Annotated in this window: 17 protein-coding genes; 6 read left to right on the top strand and 11 right to left on the bottom strand. The window is 73.7% G+C overall.

What is annotated here, in order from left to right; translation table 11 throughout:
- Nucleotides 1-32: 32 nt before the first annotated feature.
- Nucleotides 33-2,027, top strand: a complete 1,995-nt coding sequence (locus tag CWOE_RS13545) for a PKD domain-containing protein (RefSeq protein WP_012934186.1) — start codon at nucleotides 33-35, stop codon at nucleotides 2,025-2,027.
- Here CWOE_RS13545 and CWOE_RS13540 read toward each other — a convergent pair.
- Nucleotides 1,993-3,387, bottom strand: a complete 1,395-nt coding sequence (locus CWOE_RS13540; protein WP_012934185.1) for a chloride channel protein — start codon at nucleotides 3,385-3,387, stop codon at nucleotides 1,993-1,995. The genes CWOE_RS13545 and CWOE_RS13540 overlap by 35 nt on opposite strands.
- Nucleotides 3,388-3,552: 165 nt before the next feature.
- On the opposite strand from CWOE_RS13540, the gene CWOE_RS13535 reads away from it, so the two are divergent.
- Nucleotides 3,553-4,407, top strand: coding sequence for an alpha/beta fold hydrolase (locus CWOE_RS13535; protein WP_012934184.1), 855 nt, complete (start codon nucleotides 3,553-3,555; stop codon nucleotides 4,405-4,407).
- Nucleotides 4,408-4,463: 56 nt separating this feature from the next.
- On the opposite strand, the gene CWOE_RS13530 is transcribed toward CWOE_RS13535, so the two are convergent.
- Nucleotides 4,464-5,555, bottom strand: a complete 1,092-nt coding sequence (locus CWOE_RS13530) for a heparin lyase I family protein (protein ID WP_012934183.1) — start codon at nucleotides 5,553-5,555, stop codon at nucleotides 4,464-4,466.
- A 139-nt stretch (nucleotides 5,556-5,694) separates the two neighbouring features.
- Nucleotides 5,695-7,269: an acyl-CoA carboxylase subunit beta gene (locus CWOE_RS13525; protein WP_012934182.1), complete on the bottom strand. Its 1,575-nt coding sequence runs from the start codon at nucleotides 7,267-7,269 to the stop codon at nucleotides 5,695-5,697.
- Nucleotides 7,270-7,455: 186 nt separating this feature from the next.
- On the opposite strand from CWOE_RS13525, the gene CWOE_RS13520 reads away from it, so the two are divergent.
- Both CWOE_RS13520 and CWOE_RS13515 read left to right on the top strand, forming a co-directional pair.
- Nucleotides 7,456-8,619, top strand: a complete 1,164-nt coding sequence (locus tag CWOE_RS13520; RefSeq protein ID WP_012934181.1) for a glycosyltransferase — start codon at nucleotides 7,456-7,458, stop codon at nucleotides 8,617-8,619.
- Nucleotides 8,620-8,700: 81 nt separating this feature from the next.
- On the top strand, nucleotides 8,701-8,985 hold the full coding sequence (locus CWOE_RS13515) for an STAS domain-containing protein (RefSeq protein ID WP_041732405.1): 285 nt from the start codon (nucleotides 8,701-8,703) through the stop codon (nucleotides 8,983-8,985).
- Here CWOE_RS13515 and CWOE_RS13510 read toward each other — a convergent pair.
- The 4 genes from CWOE_RS13510 to CWOE_RS13495 are packed head-to-tail and all read right to left on the bottom strand — an operon-like array spanning nucleotide 8,982 to nucleotide 11,797.
- A complete protein-coding gene (locus tag CWOE_RS13510; RefSeq protein WP_012934179.1) occupies nucleotides 8,982-9,962 on the bottom strand; it encodes a sigma-70 family RNA polymerase sigma factor in 981 nt (326 codons plus the stop codon). The genes CWOE_RS13515 and CWOE_RS13510 overlap by 4 nt on opposite strands.
- 21 nt (nucleotides 9,963-9,983) lie before the next feature.
- The gene (locus CWOE_RS13505) at nucleotides 9,984-10,412 is read right to left on the bottom strand and encodes a VOC family protein (protein WP_012934178.1); all 429 of its coding nucleotides are present in this window, start codon (nucleotides 10,410-10,412) and stop codon (nucleotides 9,984-9,986) included.
- Nucleotides 10,413-10,454: 42 nt separating this feature from the next.
- Nucleotides 10,455-10,889: a helix-turn-helix domain-containing protein gene (locus CWOE_RS13500; RefSeq protein WP_041730489.1), complete on the bottom strand. Its 435-nt coding sequence runs from the start codon at nucleotides 10,887-10,889 to the stop codon at nucleotides 10,455-10,457.
- 17 nt (nucleotides 10,890-10,906) lie between these two features.
- The gene (locus CWOE_RS13495) at nucleotides 10,907-11,797 is read right to left on the bottom strand and encodes a crotonase/enoyl-CoA hydratase family protein (protein WP_012934176.1); all 891 of its coding nucleotides are present in this window, start codon (nucleotides 11,795-11,797) and stop codon (nucleotides 10,907-10,909) included.
- Nucleotides 11,798-11,852: 55 nt separating this feature from the next.
- On the opposite strand from CWOE_RS13495, the gene CWOE_RS13490 reads away from it, so the two are divergent.
- Entirely contained in the window at nucleotides 11,853-12,218 is a 366-nt protein-coding gene (locus CWOE_RS13490) for a VOC family protein (RefSeq protein ID WP_012934175.1), read from the top strand.
- Between the two features lies 1 nt (nucleotide 12,219).
- Here the strand turns inward: CWOE_RS13490 and CWOE_RS13485 are convergent, their stop codons facing one another.
- Nucleotides 12,220-12,567: a luciferase domain-containing protein gene (locus CWOE_RS13485; protein WP_012934174.1), complete on the bottom strand. Its 348-nt coding sequence runs from the start codon at nucleotides 12,565-12,567 to the stop codon at nucleotides 12,220-12,222.
- Nucleotides 12,568-12,623: 56 nt separating this feature from the next.
- The gene (locus CWOE_RS13480; RefSeq protein ID WP_012934173.1) at nucleotides 12,624-13,694 is read right to left on the bottom strand and encodes a hypothetical protein; all 1,071 of its coding nucleotides are present in this window, start codon (nucleotides 13,692-13,694) and stop codon (nucleotides 12,624-12,626) included.
- Between the two features lie 286 nt (nucleotides 13,695-13,980).
- On the opposite strand from CWOE_RS13480, the gene CWOE_RS13475 reads away from it, so the two are divergent.
- Nucleotides 13,981-14,829 carry a hypothetical protein gene (locus CWOE_RS13475; RefSeq protein ID WP_236262278.1) on the top strand — a complete coding sequence of 283 codons (849 nt, stop codon included), beginning with the start codon at nucleotides 13,981-13,983 and terminating at the stop codon, nucleotides 14,827-14,829.
- A 37-nt stretch (nucleotides 14,830-14,866) separates the two neighbouring features.
- On the opposite strand, the gene CWOE_RS13470 is transcribed toward CWOE_RS13475, so the two are convergent.
- Both CWOE_RS13470 and CWOE_RS30675 read right to left on the bottom strand, forming a co-directional pair.
- Complete coding sequence (locus CWOE_RS13470) at nucleotides 14,867-17,329, bottom strand: penicillin acylase family protein (protein WP_012934171.1); 2,463 nt, start codon at nucleotides 17,327-17,329, stop codon at nucleotides 14,867-14,869.
- Between the two features lie 45 nt (nucleotides 17,330-17,374).
- Entirely contained in the window at nucleotides 17,375-17,992 is a 618-nt protein-coding gene (locus CWOE_RS30675) for a DUF6506 family protein (protein ID WP_012934170.1), read from the bottom strand.
- Nucleotides 17,993-18,002: the final 10 nt, after the last annotated feature.

Here is an 18,002-nt window from a genome sequence, read left to right as displayed (position 1 = left end):
CGCCCTGCCGTCCCAAACCCGGAGCACACCGCATGCCGAACTCCCGCGTCCGTCGATCACCTCGTCCCCGGCGGCTCACCGGAGCGCTCCTCGCGACCGCCCTGCTCGTCGGGGCGCCGGCCGCGACCGCGCAGGCCGAGGGGTGGATCGACGGTCCGGCGTTCGACGTCCCGCTCATGAGCGAGGGCCTCGACCTCGCCGGCGCTCCCGACGGCTCCTCCACGGCCGCCTGGATCGCGGAGGACGACGCCGCCGCCGTCAAGGTGTCCGTGCAGCGCGCCGCGCCCGACGGCACGCTCGGCACGGTGCGAGTGCTCGACGACGCCGACCCCGGTCCGGACCCCGTCTGGCCGGTCGTCGCTGCCGGCGCCTCCGGCGCCTCCGCCGTCGCCTGGCAGGACGAGGTCGGCGGCGACGACCAGCTCCGGCTCGCCCTGCTCGCCGCCGGCGGGACGGTCGGCGCACCGCTCCTCGTCGCACCGGACCAGCTCCCGCTCGAAACCGGCGTCGCGGTCGCGGTCGACGGCGACGGCGACGCGACCGTCGTGTGGCGCGCGTGGGACGACGGCCTGGCGGCCGAGGCGATCCATGCCCGCCGGGTCGCCGCCGACGGGACGCTCGGCCCGGTCGTGGTGCTCGGGCTGGGCGGCCTGGAGGCCGACCCCCGGATCGCGGTCACGCCGAACGGCGTCGCATGGGTCACCTGGACCGACGGCACCGGCAGCGGCGCGGCGCAGCGGATCGCCCGACTCGACGCCGCCGGCCAGCTCGACGGCGCCGTCGCCGAGGCGCCCGCCGACGCCGCCAGCTTCCCGACGCTCGGCGCGGGCGCCGCCGGCGGCGCGCTCGCGTGGAGCGAGGCCGTGCCCGGCGGCAGCGACATGCGGGTCGCGGGCGTCCGCCTCCCGCTCAGCGGCGAGGTCCTCGGCGCGCCGTTCCACGGTGCGCCGGCACCGGTGAGCATGCCCGCCGTCGCGACGCCCGCGATCGCCCCGGACGGCACCGTCACGATCGCGTGGACCGAGGCCACGTCGTCCACTCCTCCGATCTCCGCCACCGCGATCGTCAGCCGGATCGCGCCCGGCGCCGCGACCGGCCCCGCGCAGCCGCTCCCCACAGCGGAGCCCGGCGTCGCCGCGGTCGCCCCGCTGCTCGCGGCGATGCCCGACGGCGGCGTGCTCGCGACCTGGCTGCAGCAGCAGCGGCCGTCGGTGGCGCTGACGGTGCCGCTGTTCGCGCGGCGCATCGCCTCCAACGGCACGTTCGGCCCGGTCACCGCGACCGGCGCCTCGGCCTTCGGTCTCGGCGGCCCGTTCGACATCGACCGCTACGTGCTGCCGTTCGCGCATGCCGACGGTGGCGCTCTGCTCGGGGTGCTCCAACAGTTCATCGCCTTCTCGCTCTCGACGCGCGTCCTCGACGCGACCGGGCCGAAGCTGACGGCGAGCACGCCGGCGACCGCGACGGCCGGCGCGCCCGCGCCGTTCTCGGCGAGCGCGAGCGACCGCACGGGCGCCAGCGTCTGGTGGGACTTCGGCGACGACAGCGGCTCGCGCAGAGCGGCCGTCGACCACGTCTACACGCGCGCCGGCACGTACACCGTCACGCTGACCGCGACCGACGGCGTCGGCAACGAGACGACGATCACGCGACGGGTGACCGTCGCTGCCGCCGCCGGCCCCAGCCGCACGCCGAGAGCCGGACGTGCCGCCGCCGCGCTGGCGCTCACGCGGACGGTCCGCAAGGGCGCGAAGGTCACCGTCGCCGGCACGATCTCCCCGCATGCGACCGGCAGAGTCACGATCGCGTACCGCAAGAAGGTCGGCCGCACGACCGTCTTCACACGCAAGTCGGCGACGATCGCCCGCGGCCGCTGGCGCGCGACGCTCAAGCTGACCGGGCCACTCGCGAGAGCGCGGCGCGGCAAGGCGACGATCACCGCGTTCTACGCCGGCGACGCCGCCACGAGACGGGCGAACGTGACGCGCACGATCAGGTTGGCGAAGGCGAGCCCGAAGCGGCGCTAGGGGCGCTAGGGGCGCCCGGTGCGCCGCCCTCGGCGTGGTCGTCCGCCGCCGGCTCCGTCAGCACGAGCGCCGTCAGGTAGGCGACGACGACGCCGACGATGATCAGCGGCGCGGCGCCCGCCCCGGCGCCCGCCGTCAGCAGCACCGCCAGCGCGACCGCCGACAGCGGCAACCGCAGGACCGCGACGATCGCGGCGGCCATGCCGACCGCGATGGCCGGCGTGAGGTCGAACCCGGGCAGTCTCGCGGCCATCATCCCGGCCGCCGCGCCGAGCAGCAGCGCCGGGAACGTCGGGCCGCCGCGGAAGGCGCCGAGCGACAGGCTCCACGCCGCGCCCTTGAACGCGACGAGCAGCGCGAGTGTCCCGAGCGACCACGCCGCGGGACTGGCCGTCATCGGGCCGATCGAGTCCTGACCGTCGAACAGCACCTGCGCGACGTCCTTGTCGGTGGTCGAGGCGAAGGCGATCGCGAGCCCGCCGATCAGCAGCCCGGCGAGCGGTGCGACGACGAACGCGCGGCCGTCGGAGATGCGTGCGACGACACGCCCCGCCCGCACGATCGCCACCGCGCCGACGGTGACCGCGACCGCCAGCAGGATCGACCAGCCGAGCGCCGCCGCGGTCGGCCGCGCGTACTGCGGAAGCTCCAGCGCGCTGAGCGCGTACGCGCTCGTGCTGAGGCCGGTCCACGACCCCATTCCGATCGAGACGAGCGAGCCGATCCCCGCCGCCAGCAGCCCCGGCAGCAGCACGACGGGGAGTCTCGGGCCGCCGAGCCCGGACGCCTCGATCAGGATCACCGCCGCGATCAGCGGCGACTCGAACAGCAGCGAGACGGCGGCGAACGTCCCCGACGCCGCCATCACGAGCGCGACCTCCGACGGCGCGTCTCTGCGCAGCTGGCGCAGGAACAGGACGCCGAGCCCGCCGCCGAGCGCGATCAGCGGCGCCTCTGGGCCGAGCACGACGCCGAGCCCGATCGTCGCGAGCGCCGCGAGCATCACGCCCGGCAGCTCGATCGGCTCCGTCAGCCCCATCTTCAGGCCGTTCGCCGGGACGTGGCCGCCGTTGCCGGGCAGCTTCGCGATCGCGAACGCGACGACGACGCCGGCGACGAGCAGGATCGGCAGCGACCACCACAGCGGCGCGCCGTCGTCGTAGCCGACCTCCTTCGGCAGGTCGGTGAAGAGGCCGACCTGGATCTGGTGCGTCAGCTCGAGGAAGCCCCATGCGAGCAGCGAGACGACGATGCCGACGACGGCGGCGAGCAGCAGCAGCGCGACGAACGCGCGACTGCGCATCGCGGCCGCAGGGCCGGCGGGCGGGTCCGGCGGAGGACTGTCGGCGTCCGCGGCCATGCGTGCGAGGTGGGTATACCCCGCCGGCGCCCGACGACGCCATCGCCCCTACGCGCCATATTTCGGACTTTCGCCGCTCCGAGCGCCGGAAAGGTGCGATGCTGCGCGCGGGGAGCGCGTGAGCAGCAGCACGTCCGGATCGCACGACGACACGGGAGAGTTGTGATGAGCGATCCACGCGAGCGCTTCGCGGAGCTGACGAAGGTCACGGCCTGCTACCGCGACGAGGGCAACGAGAACGGCGAGCCGCTGCTGCTGGTGATGGGACTGTCCTCGCAGCTGATCCACTGGCCACAGGAGATCGTCGACGCGCTCGGCGAGCGCGGCTACCGGGTGATCCGCTTCGACAACCGCGACAGCGGGCTGACGAGATGGAAGGTCACGCCCGCGCAGTACTTCCTGCAGGCGATGGCCGACGACGCCGTCGAGCTGCTCGACCACCTCGGGATCGAGCAGGCGCACGTCGTCGGCGCGTCGATGGGCGGGATGATCTCCCAGCTGATCGCGATCGGCAGACCGGAGCGGGTGCGAACGCTCTGCTCGATCATGAGCACGACCGGCGACCCGAGCGTCGGGCAGCCGGCCGACGGCGTGATCGGCGAGCTGCTCAGACCGCTCCCGGAGGACCCCCGCGAGGCGATCATCCAGATCGCCCACGTCTACGACGTGATCGGCTCCAGAACCCACGCCGCGAGCGAGCGCCCGGGCCGCCTGGAGCTGGCGGGCGAGGCGTACCGCCGCGCGGTTCACCCCGACGGCGGCGCGCGTCAGATCGCCGCGATCCTGATGGCGCTCGACCGCACGAGAAGCCTGCAGGCGCTGAGAGTGCCCGCGCTGGTGATCCACGGCGGCGAGGATCCGCTGATCGACATCAGCGGCGGCGAGGCGACCCACGCCGCGGTCGCCGGCTCCACCTACCTCCCGCTGCCGGACATGGGGCACGACCTGCCGCGGCCGCTGCACCACCGGATCGTGAACAGCATCGTCGAGAACGCACAGCAGCGCGTCGCGGTCGCCTAGCGTCCTCGCGCCCCGCTCCCCCAGGCGCTGCCCGGGGGAGCGCTGCGGCCGGCGGCTCACGGATAGCGGAGTGACGGGTCGACCGACCAGCGGCTCGTGCCGCGGCGGGTCTCATCGATCAGGATCACGTTGCCGTTGCCGCCGCCGTAGTAGCCCTGCTTGAGGTAGGAGTCGCGCCCGGCGACGAGCGTCCGGTCTCTTCTGGTCGAGACGACCTGTCTCCCGTCGAGCCACACTTCGTACTCGCCGACGCTCGCGTCGGATGAGAACTTCACGCGGACGGCGAGGTCCCACCAGTGGTCGTAGATGTTCGCGAGCGGGACGAGCGTGTGCGCGGTTCTGATGTTCCCGTCGGTTCTCGCGACGATGAAGACGAGGCCGTTGCCGGGGTTGCCTCTGCCCCAGTTGCCGATGCCGAGCTCCAACGGCGGCGAGCCGCTGCTGCTCCCCTTCCACTGCGTGAGCGTGTGGTGGGTGCCGCTGGCGAATCCGATCGTGGCGTTCGGGTCGGAGTCGACGTAGATCGAGGTCCCGTACCAGAACTCGGTTCCGTCTCTCATGTGCTCGTCGGTCAGAACCTCCGCACGCGGGCCGCTCGTCGGGCTGATCGTGTCGTCGACCCAGAACCATCCCGAGCAGCCGTTGTTCGTGCGCGTGTCGTCGGCGACGCTCGGATTGTCGGCCAGCGCTCTGAAGAGCGTGTCGCCGAAGAGCGCTCTGAGCGTCGGCGTGCGCCCGTCCTGGAGGTCGGCCCACTGCGAGGCGTCGCACGTGTCGACGTCGCCGACCCACAGCGGCGCCGGCGCGACGACGACGTCGCGCTGGACGGCATGCGACTGCCCGCTTCTGTTCGTCACGATCAGGCGCACGTACTTCGTGCCCGCGTTTCTGAAGGTGAACGTCAGCGGCGTACCGGAGCCGAGCGGATAGTCGGGCGCGCCGGGCCCGTCGGAGGCGACGTCGTCCCAGGAGTACGTGCACGGCGTGACGTCGCACACCGAGGTGCCGGCGTCGAACGTGACGAGCTGCCCCGGGTTCGGGACCGCCGGCGAGTGGGTGAACGCGGCGGTCGGCGTCGCGCTTGCCCTCGTCGCGACCAGAAGCAGCGCCAACGCGGCGAACAGCAATGAACTGCGTACGAAGCGCATGTGATCTTCCCCCTCGATCAATTGCGAAGCGGTTGTCCCGCCCCGGTCGAGGTCAATTCGTAGCAGTTCGTCCTGACGTCGGCGCCGTGTGGCGGCGGCTCAATCCGCGGCGAGCGTGACGAGCGGGTGCGGGGCGGCGCTACCAGGTGTCGACGAAGCGGCGGTCGGTGGCGGGAGCGGGCGTGTGGGCAGCGGCGGCGGCGAGGGTCGCGGCGATGACCGCGCGGGTCTCGGCAGGGTCGATCACATCGTCCAGCTCGAACAGCGTCGCCGCGTTGAGCGCTCTCGCGTTCTCCTGCGCCGCCGCCGTCACGTCGCGGACGCGCTGCTCGCGCTCCGTCTCGTCCGCGATCGCCTCCAGCTCCTTGCGCAGCCCGAGGCGGACCGCGCCCTCCAGGCCCATCGGTCCCAGGTGCGCGCCGGGCCAGGCGACCGTCAGCAGCGGCTCGTGCAGGCTGCCGGCCATCATCGCCTGCGCACCGAGGCCGTAGGCGCGCCGCAGGATCACGGCGACGAGCGGGACGCGCAGCGCGGCGCCGGCGACCAGCAGCCGCGAGGCGTGGCGCACGAGGCCCGTCGCCTCGGCCTGCGGCCCGACCATGTAGCCGGGCGTGTCGACGAGCGAGACGAGCGGGATCGAGAACGCGTCGCACAGCTGCATGAAGCGCGCGCCCTTGTCCGAGGCGTCGCTCGTGATCGCTCCGGCCATCGCCATCGTGTTGTTGGCGATCACGCCGACCGGGCGGCCCTCGATCCGCGCGAACGCGGTCACCAGCTCCGGCGCGAAGCGCTCGCGCAGGAACGTCACCGAGCCCTCGTCGGCGAGCGTCTCGACGATCGGCGCGACCTTGTACGCGCGCCGCTCCCGCTCCGGCACGAGCTGGCGCAGACGCGTCTGGTCCGGCACCGGGCCGGGCGGCGTCGCGCCCTGGAAGTAGCCGAGCAGCCGCTTCGTGACCGCGACCGCCTCGGCCTCGTCGGCGACGACCACGTCGATGACGCCGTTCGCCGCCTGCATCGCGATCGGGCCGACGTCGCCGGGCGCGACCTCGCCGAGGCCGCCGCCCGCGATCATCGCCGGGCCGCCCATCCCGAGCGAGACGTCCTCGGTGGCGACGATCAGGTCCGAGCAGCCCGCGATCACGGCGTTGCCGGCGAAGCAGCGGCCCGCGACGACGGCGATCCGCGGGACGATTCCCGACAGCCCCGCCCACAGCGCGAACGCGCGCACGTCGAGCGCGGAGACGACCGGATGGTCGGTGTCGCCGGGCCGGCCGCCGCCGCCCTCGGCGAAGAAGACCGCCGGCAGCCGCATCCGCTCGATCAGCTCGAACAGGCGGTCCTTCTTGCGGTGGCCGAGCGCGCCCTGCGTGCCCGCCAGCACTGTGTAGTCGTACGACAGCACCGCGCACGCCGCGCGCTCTCCGAAGCGGTCGCCGTTCACGCGCGCGGTGCCCGCGACGAGCCCGTCGGCCGGCGTCCGCTCGATCAGGTCGGCCAGCTCACGGCGCTGCCGCTGCGCGGCGATCGCGAAGCGCCCGTACTCGACGAACGAGCCGGGGTCGACGAGGTCCGCGACGTTCTCGCGCGCCGTGCGCCCGCCGGCGGTGCGGCGCCGCGCAACCGCGTCCGGCCGCGCCGCGTCCTCCGTCAGCCGCCGGCGCCGCAGCAGCTCGGCGAGGTCGTCGCGGATCGCGTCGTCGGAGTCGGCCATCGGCGCAGCAAATCAGGTTGCGCGGACCAGCCGCGCCTGTTGCGCCGGCGAAGTCGGCTCCGGCGGAGGCGCCGCGCCCCACGGCCGCGCCGGCCCGCTCGCGCCGGCCCGCTCCCGCTCACGCCGGCCCGCTCCCGCTCGCGCCAGCCGCGCCCGCTCACGCCGGCCGCCCTAGAGTTGCCGCCGATGCGCGCGCTGCTCGCCTCGACCGCCGGCGCGGGCCACGTCGGGCCGCTCCTCCCCTTCGCCGCGGCGCTCGCGCGGCGCGGCGACGACGTGCTCGTCGTCGGCCCGCCGGGCCTGGAGCCCGCGATCGCAGCGGCCGGCCACGCGTTCGCGGCCGGCGCCGATCCGCCCGCGCAGGAGGTCGCCGAGATCTGGCGCCGGTTCGAGTCCGCGCCACCGCCGGAGCGCTCGGTGCTCGTCAACCGCGAGCTGTTCGGGCGGCTCTGCACCGCCGCGATGCTGCCGGCGCTCGATCGCGTCTGCGACGAGTGGCGGCCCGACCTGGTCCTGCGCGAACCGTGCGACTTCGCCTCGGCGATCGCCGCCGAGCGGCGCGCGATCCCTCACGCGCAGGTGGCGATCTCGCTCGCGGAGGTCGAGGCCGGCTCGCTCGCGCTCGCCGCGCCCGTCCTCGACCCGCACCTGCCCGGCATCGTCGAGCGGATCCATGCAGCGCCCTACCTGACGCGCTTCCCGCGCGCGCTCGACCCGTCGCCGTTCGCGCGGACCGTGCGGTTCCGAGCCGGAGGCGCCGCGGATCGCGCGGGCGGGGAAGGCGCCGCGGAAAGCGCGGGCGGGCCCAGCGCCGCGGACGGGTGGCGGCAGGCGTGGCCGGAGGACGACGAGCGGCCGCTCGTCTACGCGACGCTCGGCTCCGTCGCCCCCACGCTCGCGCTCGCCGCGCCCGTGTACCGCGCGATCGTCGATGCGGTCGCGGAGCTGCCGGTGCGCGTGCTGCTGACCGTCGGTCGACAGCCCGATCCGGACACGCTCGGCCCGCTGCCGCCGAACGTCCGCGCCGCGGCATGGGTCGACCAGGCCGGCGTCCTGCCCGGCGCCGCGGTCGTCGTCTGCCACGGCGGCTCCGGCACGACGTTCGGGGCGCTGGCGGCCGGCGTCCCGCTCGTGCTGCTCCCGCTCTTCGCCGACCAGCCGGTGAACGCCCGCCGCGTCGTGGAAGCCGGCGCTGGGATCGCCGTCGCGCCGCCGCACGCAGCCGACGACGTGCGCGCGGCGATCGAGCAGCTGCTGAGCACGCCGGCCCACCGCGACGCGGCCGGTGCGATCGCGCGCGAGATGTGCGCCGCGCCGTCCGTCACGGACGTGCTCGACCAGCTCGTGTGAGCGCCGCGCCGCGCGCTGCCGCCGAGCTGCACCGATGAGTTCTTCTCGTGCGGTCGGTCTTTGCTCACGATGACCGGGCCGATGCCGCAGGTGACGACGTTCGCGATCCGCGGGCCGCTGGCGCGCGCGGACCTGCCCGCGCTCTACGAGCGCTTCTGCGACATGCTCCACGCCAGCGACGCCGATGTCGTCCTGTGCGACGTCGGCGGGATCGCCCCCGACGCCGTCGCGATCGACGCGCTTGCCCGCATGCAGCTCGCCGCGCAGCGCAACCGCTGCCAGGTGCGGCTGCGCAACGCGTCCCTGCCGCTGCTGCAGCTCGTCGGCTTCATGGGGCTGAGCGACGTGCTGCCGGACGGACGCTAGGCGTCGAGCCGCAGCGGCAGGCCGAACAGCGGGAAGATCGCCTCGACGTCGAGGAAGAACGTCATCCCGGCGATGCGGCCGTCGACCACGTCGAGCACCTGCAGCGCCCACGCGTCGTGCCCCGGCCCGTGCTCGCTGCGCCGGTACTGCGCGAACGCCGGCGCGCCGTTCGCGTCCCCGGCCGGGACGACGCGCGAGCCGCGGCAGCCCGCACCGGGGCCGAGCCACCAGCGGAAGATCTGCTCGCGCCCTCTGAGCCACAGCTCGAACGGCGGCATCGACTGCTCCGCGTCCTCCTTGATCAGCGCCGTGAGCGCGTCCATGTCGTACGCCTCGAACGCCTCGACATAGCGAGCCAGCAGCGCCCGATCCGGCGGGTCGAGCGGCGCCGCCGGCGCGTCATCGCGGCCGTTCGCGTCGAGCGTCGCCCGTGCGCGCTGGAGCGCGCTGTTGACCGACGCGGTGCTCGTCCCCAGCAGCTCGGCGACCTCGGACGCCCTCCAGCGCAGCACCTCGCAGAGGATCAGCGTGGCGCGCTGGCGCGGCGGCAGCTGCTGCAGCGCCGCCACGAACGCGAGCCGGATCGTCTCGCGCGCCTCGACCACGGCCGCCGGATCGGCGTCGGGCAGCACGCGGCCGTCGGGGACGGGCTCGATCCACTCGACCGCGTCGCGCACGTCGCCGATCGGGCCGTCGGCGGAGCCGGCCGGCCCGAGGTCGAGCGGCAGCGCGCGGCGCTTGCGTCCGTTGAGCATGTCGAGGCACACGTTCGTTGCGATGGTGTAGAGCCAGGAGCGGAGCGCGGCGCGGCCTTCGAAGCGGTCGAGCCCTCTCCACGCGCGCAGCAGCGTCTCCTGGACGGCGTCCTCGGCCTCGAACGGCGATCCGAGCATCCGGTAGCAGTACGCGGTCAGTGCGCGCCGGTGTTGCTCGAGCTCGCCGAACTCCGGCGCGACGGTGGTGGACGTTCGCCCCATCCCGACGAGGTTACCCACGGTTCATCCCGCCGTGACCTCCGTGCGCTGCATGAGCCGTATGTGGTTGCCGGACGGGTCGCGGAACCCCGAGTCGAACCCGTACGGACGCTCCTCCGGCGGCTCTATGAACTCGAGCCCGCGCGCCGTCAGCTGCTCGTACTCCGCGCGGAGGTCGTCGCACTCGAGGAAGACCGATCCGGCGAAGCCCTTCGCCGTCAGCTCGAGCACCTGCGCGCCGGTCGCCGCGTCCATCACCGGCAGACCCGGGATCGCCATCAGCGCGATCGAGATGTCCGGTTGCGAGGGCGGTCCGACCGCGAGCCAGCGGAAGCCGTCCAGCTCAGGCATCGTGACGTCGGCGCGGACGTCGAAGCCGAGCTTCTGCGTGTAGAACGCGAGCGCCTCGTCCTGGTCGTGCACCCACAGCTGGGCGCTGGTGATCCTGATCATCGTGTCCTCCTGCGGCGGGGGTTCGCCAGGTCGAGACGCACGCTAGCTCTCCGTGGGACCGCTGTCTTCTCGAAACGTCCGGCGTTGTGGGCGGCCGTACGCGCGCAGCACGCACGTCGGGACCCGCGCGTGCTGGGCGGCGGGCGGGAACGCCGCTCGGTAGGCGGTCGGCGAGACGCCGTAGGTGCGCGTGAAGCTCGTCGTGAAGGAGCCGACGCTCTGCAGGCCGACCGACAGGCAGACGTCCGCGACCGAGCGGTCGGTGCTCCGCAGCAGCGCGGCGGCGCGCTCCAGCCGCCGCGTCAGCAGGTAGGCATGCGGCGACTCGCCGAACGCGCGGCGGAACTGCTCGCTGAAGTGGGCACGCGAGAGCCCGGCCGCGCGCGCGAGGTCGTCGACCTTCAGCGGCTCGGCGTAGCGCGCGTCGGCGAGGTCCTTCGCGCGCAGCAGATGACGAGCCGGCGGTACGAACGCCATCGGCGCAGTATCGCCCATCACCCCGGGTCGATCGTGTGATTCGGGTCGGGTCGGCGCTCCGGCGGTGCCTGGCTGTAGTCGCCGAACGGCCGGTCGCGCGCGGCGACCGCGGCGCCGACGCCGTCGCGCTCAGCGGTGTCGATGAAGCGGTGGGCGTCGGGCGTGTTGCGCATCAGCCCGTCGAGGATCGGGCCGAGCGTCTGCGTTCCCGACAGGCCTCTGCTCTCGTACGCCTGGTTGACGATCAGCTTCATCGCCGCGAGCTGCGAGGCGGGGACGCTCTTGAGCTGCGCGACCATCGTCGCGACCTCGGCCTCCAGCCGCTCGAACGGGACGGCGGCGTTGATCAGGCCGACGTCGGCCGCCTCCGCGCCCGACAGCGGCTTGCCGGTCAGCGCGTGCTCCTTCGCCTTCGCGAGGCCGAGGCGGTGGATCCACATGCCGGACAGGTAGCAGCCCCACATGCGCGAGTAGGGCGTGCCGATCTGCGCGTCGTCGGAGGCGATCACGATGTCCGCGCACAGCGCCATGTCGCTGCCGCCGCCGACGCACCAGCCGTGGACCTGCGCGACGACGGGCTTCGGCACCCGCCACATGCTCATGAACCGGTACGTCGGGCCGTAGGCGCTCGCGGTCAGGAAGTCCTTGCCGGGGTCCCATCTGCCGTCGGTCGTCATCAGCTCGTCCCAGTGGTGGAAGCCGCCGCCGAAGTCGTAGCCGGCGCAGAACGCGCGCCCGGCGCCGCGCACGACGATCACCTTGACCTCCGCGTCGACCGCCGCGGCGTCGATCGCGGCCTGGAACTCCTCCGGCATCGGCGGCACGATCGTGTTGAGGCGGTCCGGCCGGTCGAGCGTGATCGTCGCCACCTCGTCGGCCACGTCGTAGCGCAACGTCTCGTAGCTCATCGTTCCTCCGGAATCGTGGTACGCAAGAATGGGACACCCTACGAGGAGGACGACGATGGCCGAGCACCCTGTTGTGCACTTCGAGATCATGGGTCGTGACGCGAGCCTGCTGCGGGACTTCTACGCCGGCCTCTTCGGCTGGGAGGTCGCGGAGGTCCATCCCGGCGCCGGCTACCACGTCGTCGACGACGGCGGGGTCGGCGGCGGCATCGGCGGCTTCGAGGGCGTCGACCCCTATGTGACGGTGTACGTCCAGGCCGACGACCTGCCGGGCACGCTCGCCCGCGCCGAGGCGCTCGGCGCCACCACCGTGATGGCCCCGCGCGAGGCGAGCCCCGGCCTGACGGTCGCGCTGCTGCGCGACCCCGAGGGCCACCTCGTCGGGCTGATGGACCGCGCCGACCGCGCTGACCCCGCCTAGCTCACGCGTCGTCGGGCAGGCCGTAGCGCGCGACGAGCCGGTCGTAGTTCAGTCTCAGCAGCTCGATCACCTCGCTCACGTCGTCGGGACCGTCGATCCGCCGCGCGCCGAGTCCCGGCGAGTCGGTGATCGGGTGCGGGGTCACGCGGCCCTGCTCGCGCAGCTCGGTCCCGAGCTGCTTCTGGAACGAGAAGTGCGCGACGTGGTTGCCGTGCAGATGGCCGATCTCGCTGCGGCCGAGCATGTACGAGAACTCGCCGCGCTCGCCCGGGCCGCTCGTGCTCACGCCGGGCCAGGCGGTGACGGCCGCGGTGATCTGCGCTCTCGCGCTTGTCGTGATGGTCTCCATGACTGCTCCCTTCGGTGGGCCGGACGACCATCGTGACATTTCAAGTGCGCTTGAAGTCAAGCGCGGATCTGCGCCGACTCGTTGTGCTCCGCGATCGCATGAAACGCCAGCTTCGGCTCCCAGCGGTACGGTGAGGCGGGGTCGTCCGGGTCCTCGCGGATCACCTTCGCCACGCCGTAGGAGGCGACGTCGAGGTCGTCGCGCGTGACCGGCGAGTGCGGCATCGAGAACTCGGCGAACGTGAAGACGCAGGCGCCGCGCAGCGGCTCGGACTCGAACGCCGCGAGCATCGCCGCGACGGCGTCGGCCTGCTCGGACTCGCTGCGCACGACCCCGTCGGGGATCTGCGCTCTCGACCGGCCCCAGTCGACGATCGTCCACGCCATCCCGCCCATCCGCGCCGCGCCGCGGAACGCGCAGCAGCCGAACTCGCAGATCACGATCGGCTTGCCGAACGCGCGGAACGGCGCCAGCGCGCGCGCATGCCCCTCCGGCGTCTCGTGGAACGCGTAGTGGTCGAGGCCGACGAGGTCGAACAGCCCCCAGTCGACCGGCTCGAACGGCACCGCCGCGTAGCCGACCGGACCGTCGAAGCGCGCCCGCGCGACGCTGCTCGCCCGCGCGAGGTAGTCGTTCAGCCGCCGCCCGAGCGCGGCGCGATCGACGCCGCCGGCGCGCAGGCGCGCGATCCGGCGCTGGAAGCTGCGGCCGCGGACGATGCCGGGCGTGAAGATCGGCGCCTCGCAGCCGGCGAGCAACGTCACGCGGCCGGGGTGCTCGCGGCGCAGCCGCTCCCCCGCGTCTGCCGCCTCCGCGAGGTGGCGGAGGATCCGCGCCGGGCGGCAGTCGAACAGGCGCGGCTGCACGATCGCATGGAGCCCACCCTCCAGCGCCGCCCGCGCGGTCGCCGTCAGCCGCTCGACGTCGGAGCCGAACACGAGCAGCGTGTTGCAGTGCAGCTGCTCGCGCACCGCGGCGACCTCGGCCTCCATCTCCGCGCGCTCCCAGCGCACGCGCGAGAGCGGCTGCCGCCGGCCGTAGCTCGTGCCGGTGTCGTAGCTGATCCCGCGGAGGCGCTCGATCTCGTCCATCAGGCCAGTCTCCAGCGCGTCGTCGGTCGGGCGCATCGGCCGGGAGTCGACGCCCACCCCCGACCGAAGTCGGGTGCCGCCGTCGCTCCTGGAACGGGAGTGACCGGTGGTACGCTGGATCGCACGACGCCCGCTGGGTCACGCCCTCTTCCCCTCCGCGCGTCACCGAGGAGAGGGCGGAGCGGACATCGGTCTCTCAACCCCACCCCGCAGCGACGCTCGCCTGAAACGTTCGCTCGAGCGGGCGCGCGCGTTCTCCCGGCGCCACCGCACGCCGCTCGCGATCGCCGCGTCGATCGGGGCCGCCGGTCTGCTCGTGCTCGTGCTGGCAGGACGCCGCGAGGAGTTCGCGACCGCCCTCTCGGGCGCCTCCGCCCGGACGCTCGCGATCGCGATCCTGCTGCAGATCGTCGCGCTGCTCGCGCGCAGCGAGGCGTGGCACCTGTCGATCGAGGCGGCCGGCGGGACGGTCGCGCGGCGCGTGCTCTACCGCGCGTCGAGCTTCGGCGTGCTCGGCTCGATCCTCAACGCGCAGCTCGGCGTCGCCGCGCGGATCGGCGCGCTGCGGCGCTCCTCCCCCGAGGTCAGCCCGCAGATCCCGACGCTGATCGCGGCAGAGTTCCCGATCCTCGTCGTCGAGGGCGTGCTGGCAGCGCTCGCCTCGTTCACGCTCGTCGGGCCGCTCGGCCTGCCGTGGTGGCTGCCGATCGTCTGCGTCGCCGTCTTCGCGATCGCCAGCGCCGGCCTGCGCCGGCTCGCGCGCCGCAAGGGCAGCGAGCTGTGGAGAGGTCTCGCCGTCGTCCACAGGCTGCGCGGCGGCAGCCTCGTGGTCGGCTTCGTGCTGATCGCCGTCGTCGCGCAGGTGCTGCGCAACTGGATCATGCTGCACGCCGTCGGCGTCGACGCCTCGCTGTTCGACGCGGTCGCCGTCCTGATCGCGCTCGTGACGCTCGCGCAGCTGCCGATCGGCCCGAGCGTCGGCGCCGGGGCCGCGGTGCTGATCCTCGGCAGCGACGGCGTCGCGGCCGCGGCGGCGGCCGGCGTCCTGCTGACGGTCACCGGCACGATCGGCGGGCTCTGCTTCGCCGCGTGGGCCGGCGTCGACGGGCTCTGGGCGCGCCGCCGCGCCGGTGCCCGTCCTCACGTGCCCGCCGCGCGGGCGGACGGCTGAGCCAGCCGCCCGCCCGTCCTTCCCCCGGCCGCCCCGCCTATCTGCGCTCCTTGCGGTGTCCGGTGAACGTGATCACCTGCTGGATTCCGCTGGGGCGGTTGGTGTAGCGGATCGTCGTCTGCATCAGGCCGGGCAGGAATCTGATCCGCTCGGCGGTCGCGTCCGACGTCCACTGCGCCGGGTCCTCGCTGCCCTGCGTGAGCGCGAGCGCGGCGCCGGTCTCCTCGAACGCCCGCCAGATCGCGGCACGGCAGGTGGCGAGGTCGCCGCCGCCGCAGAAACGGGTCGCGAACGGCGAGCGGAATCTCGTGCCGGTCAGCGTCCGCAGGTCCTTGTCGAGGTAGTTGATCCGCCCGCCGGTGAAGCCGCTGGCCGTCGAGTTCGTCGTCCCCTCCAGCTCGCTGAGCTGTCTGTCGAGGTCGGCGCCGAGGACCGGCGTCAGGACCGCGTCGGCCAGCCGCGGGTAGAGCGCATCGACGATCGCCGGCGCCGCGCCGACGTCGATCTTGCCGTCGAGGTCGCGGTCGAGGCGGCTCGACCCGGACGCGCGCCACGCGTTCAGCAGGTCGGCCATCCGCTGCGAGCGCGGGCTCGGCGCCTGCGATCCCGCGAGCACGTTGTGCAGCCCGGCGAGCAGCGGCCCTGCGACGCGCAGGTCCTGCGTCGCCGCCGCGTTCATCGCGGAGGTGACCGACGCGAGGTCGTGCTTCTCGCGCTTCGCGATCCCCTCGCGCAGCAGCGTGACGCGCTGCGTCGAGCCCTGCGACCAGTCGGCGTCGGAGGAGCTGAAGCCGGCCGCCGGCTTGTTGTTCCAATTGATCAGCGCGCCCGAGCTGGGGTTGGCGACCTGCGGGTGGTGTCTCGCCGCCAGAAAGCCGCGCCACTCGTACTGGCCGGTGCCGATCGTCGGCAGCCGCGGGTCGACGCGCGGGTCGCGCAGCGGCAGCAGGCCGGTCGAGTACATCGCGATGTCGCGGTCGTCGGCGTAGCCGACGTTGAACGTGAACGGCGACGTCGCGGCCGCCGCTCTGAACGATCTCAGCCCCGTCACCGTCCCGTTCGTCATGCGCCGGAACATGATCTGCCACAGCACGTCCTTACCGCGGCTGGAACGCTGGAAGGAGATCGCGACGCGTCTGCCGCCGACGCCGGCGTAGCCGAGCACCGGCCCGTGGACCGTCGTGCGGTACCGGATGGCGCCCTGCCCGGCGATCGTGCCGGCGTTGACGGAGCCCATCGCGCGACATCTGCCTCTGAACAGGTACTTCGTGTCCGAGCCGCCGCAGAGCGTTTCCACGAACTGGTCGTTCGTGTCCGAGCCGGCGGAGGTGAGCGACCAGGCGAAGTCCTCGCCGCGGCCGATCAGGAGGTTGCCGGCGCCGCCGGGCATCGCCGCGCCGCGCGCCTGGATCCCGGGTGCTCTGAGGTCCATCTCCAGCGTCAGGCCCGGGTAGAAGTAGCCGATCTGCGGGCCGGCGACGAACAGCGGGTGGCCGTTGGTCGAGCGTCTCCCGGAGAGGATCAGGAAGTTCGACATGTTTCTGTGCGCCCGTGACGCCGTCGCGACGGCGGCCTCCGCGCCCGCGTTCAGCGAGCCGTTGTCGATGACCGCGCTGCCCGGCGCTCTGCTCGGGATCCGCGCGTACGGGAAGCGCTTGGAGATCGTCGTCGGCGTGTCGTCGTCGAGCTGCTCGGCGAGGTCGTTCCAGACGCGTCTGCCGGCGTCGGCGCCGAGCTTTCTGCGCAGCCCGTCGAGCAGCATCGAGCGGCGCGCCTCGTCGCCGCCACCCTGGCCGAAGATCTGCCCGGCGAGCGCGTTGATCGCGTACACGTCGACGCGCGTCCACGGCTTCTCCAGAGATCTGTCGAAGCGCAGGCGCGCGTTGATGCCCTTGACGTACTCGTCGATGTCGCGCAGCAGCGCGCGACCCTCGCTCCCTCGCGCCATCAGCGCGGCGGTCTGCTCTCTGTCGATGATGCTGTCGGCCTGCTCGGTGACCGTCACTCTCTTGAGGCTCGTGACGAGCCCGAACGCGTCGACGCCGGGCGTGTCGAGCGCGGCGAAGCGCGCCGGGTAGCGGCCGAGCGAGAGCAGCAGCGCGCGGTCCTGCGCGAGCACCCACCCGGCCGCCCAGTCGAGGTCGAGGCGGTTGCGGCCGGTGATGTGCGGGACGTTCTCTCTGTCGCGCACGATTCTCACGCCTCTGCGCGGGACGCGCTCGGCCTTGCACGGGCACTGGCCCTTGGTGCCGAACGTCTCGGGCTTGAAGTACGTCGTCAGGTCTCTCGGCGTGACTCTGTCGAACAGCGGCGTGAGGCCGTCGTACAGTCTCGCCTGGCGGTCGGCCTGGGGCGGCGCGCCGAAGCCGCCCCACTGACCTGACGGGATGATGTTCAACGCCGTGCCGGCGTAGTCCCGCGCGAGCGCTGTGCCGACGCCGGCGAGGAGGATGAGCGCCGCGCTGCACGCAGCGGCGGCTGTGCGGATCGGTCGGGGCATCGAGCGAACGTATCCGTTCGCACCGATGCACTTCCAGTGCCGCGGTCAGCTTGCCGTCTCGGCGAACCCCGCCTGGAAGGCGGCGACGAGCTGGAGCGACTCCGCCCCGAAGAGGACCGCGCCGACCGGCACCCGGCCGCCGATCTCCGCGACCGTCCGCGCCGCCGGCACCGGACCGAGCCCGCCGCAGATCTCGACGCGCTCGGCGCCCTCGCCGACCAGCTCGGCCGCGATCGGCGGGACGCGCTCCGCGTCGGGCACGGCGACGACCGTGGTGCGGACGCCGCCGTGCTCGCTGACGACGCGCTCGCCGGTCGGGTCGGCGCCGGTCTCCTCGTAGACGATCACGCGGTGGCGCACGCCGGCGTCCGGGCCGGCGCCGCTGCCGTCCGCGTCGTAGCCGACATAGCCGACCGGCACGCGCCCGCCCGTCGCCTCGACGACCGCGGCGGCGCCGCGCTGGCCGAGGCCGCCGTACAGCTCGATCAGGTCGAGCCCGTCGCGCTCCAGCTCGGCAGCGACGCGGCCCGCTGTCTCCGCATCAGGGACGGCGACGATCGTCGAGCGCTCGATCTGGCCGTCGCGCACGACGCGGTCGACCGCCGGGTCCGCGCCCGCGGCGAGGTAGAGGAACGCTGCCTTGAAGCTCGGGGTCGCGGCCATCGCGGGCACC

Source organism: Conexibacter woesei DSM 14684, from assembly GCF_000025265.1.
In the GTDB taxonomy this organism is placed as follows: Bacteria; Actinomycetota; Thermoleophilia; order Solirubrobacterales; family Solirubrobacteraceae; genus Conexibacter; species Conexibacter woesei.
Note: the sequence above shows the minus strand (reverse complement) of the source record. Positions and strands in the feature narration are given on the sequence as shown.

What these genes read in the sequence shown, in the direction of transcription:
- CWOE_RS13545 (WP_012934186.1), top strand. Translation starts at nt 33, where the DNA reads ATGCCGAACTCCCGCGTCCGTCGATCACCTCGTCCCCGGCGGCTCACC.
- CWOE_RS13540 (WP_012934185.1), bottom strand. Translation starts at nt 3,387, where the DNA reads ATGGCCGCGGACGCCGACAGTCCTCCGCCGGACCCGCCCGCCGGCCCT.
- CWOE_RS13535 (WP_012934184.1), top strand. Translation starts at nt 3,553, where the DNA reads ATGAGCGATCCACGCGAGCGCTTCGCGGAGCTGACGAAGGTCACGGCC.
- CWOE_RS13530 (WP_012934183.1), bottom strand. Translation starts at nt 5,555, where the DNA reads ATGCGCTTCGTACGCAGTTCATTGCTGTTCGCCGCGTTGGCGCTGCTT.
- CWOE_RS13525 (WP_012934182.1), bottom strand. Translation starts at nt 7,269, where the DNA reads ATGGCCGACTCCGACGACGCGATCCGCGACGACCTCGCCGAGCTGCTG.
- CWOE_RS13520 (WP_012934181.1), top strand. Translation starts at nt 7,456, where the DNA reads ATGCGCGCGCTGCTCGCCTCGACCGCCGGCGCGGGCCACGTCGGGCCG.
- CWOE_RS13515 (WP_041732405.1), top strand. Translation starts at nt 8,701, where the DNA reads ATGCCGCAGGTGACGACGTTCGCGATCCGCGGGCCGCTGGCGCGCGCG.
- CWOE_RS13510 (WP_012934179.1), bottom strand. Translation starts at nt 9,962, where the DNA reads ATGGGGCGAACGTCCACCACCGTCGCGCCGGAGTTCGGCGAGCTCGAG.
- CWOE_RS13505 (WP_012934178.1), bottom strand. Translation starts at nt 10,412, where the DNA reads ATGATCAGGATCACCAGCGCCCAGCTGTGGGTGCACGACCAGGACGAG.
- CWOE_RS13500 (WP_041730489.1), bottom strand. Translation starts at nt 10,889, where the DNA reads ATGGCGTTCGTACCGCCGGCTCGTCATCTGCTGCGCGCGAAGGACCTC.
- CWOE_RS13495 (WP_012934176.1), bottom strand. Translation starts at nt 11,797, where the DNA reads ATGAGCTACGAGACGTTGCGCTACGACGTGGCCGACGAGGTGGCGACG.
- CWOE_RS13490 (WP_012934175.1), top strand. Translation starts at nt 11,853, where the DNA reads ATGGCCGAGCACCCTGTTGTGCACTTCGAGATCATGGGTCGTGACGCG.
- CWOE_RS13485 (WP_012934174.1), bottom strand. Translation starts at nt 12,567, where the DNA reads ATGGAGACCATCACGACAAGCGCGAGAGCGCAGATCACCGCGGCCGTC.
- CWOE_RS13480 (WP_012934173.1), bottom strand. Translation starts at nt 13,694, where the DNA reads ATGCGCCCGACCGACGACGCGCTGGAGACTGGCCTGATGGACGAGATC.
- CWOE_RS13470 (WP_012934171.1), bottom strand. Translation starts at nt 17,329, where the DNA reads ATGCCCCGACCGATCCGCACAGCCGCCGCTGCGTGCAGCGCGGCGCTC.
- CWOE_RS30675 (WP_012934170.1), bottom strand. Translation starts at nt 17,992, where the DNA reads ATGGCCGCGACCCCGAGCTTCAAGGCAGCGTTCCTCTACCTCGCCGCG.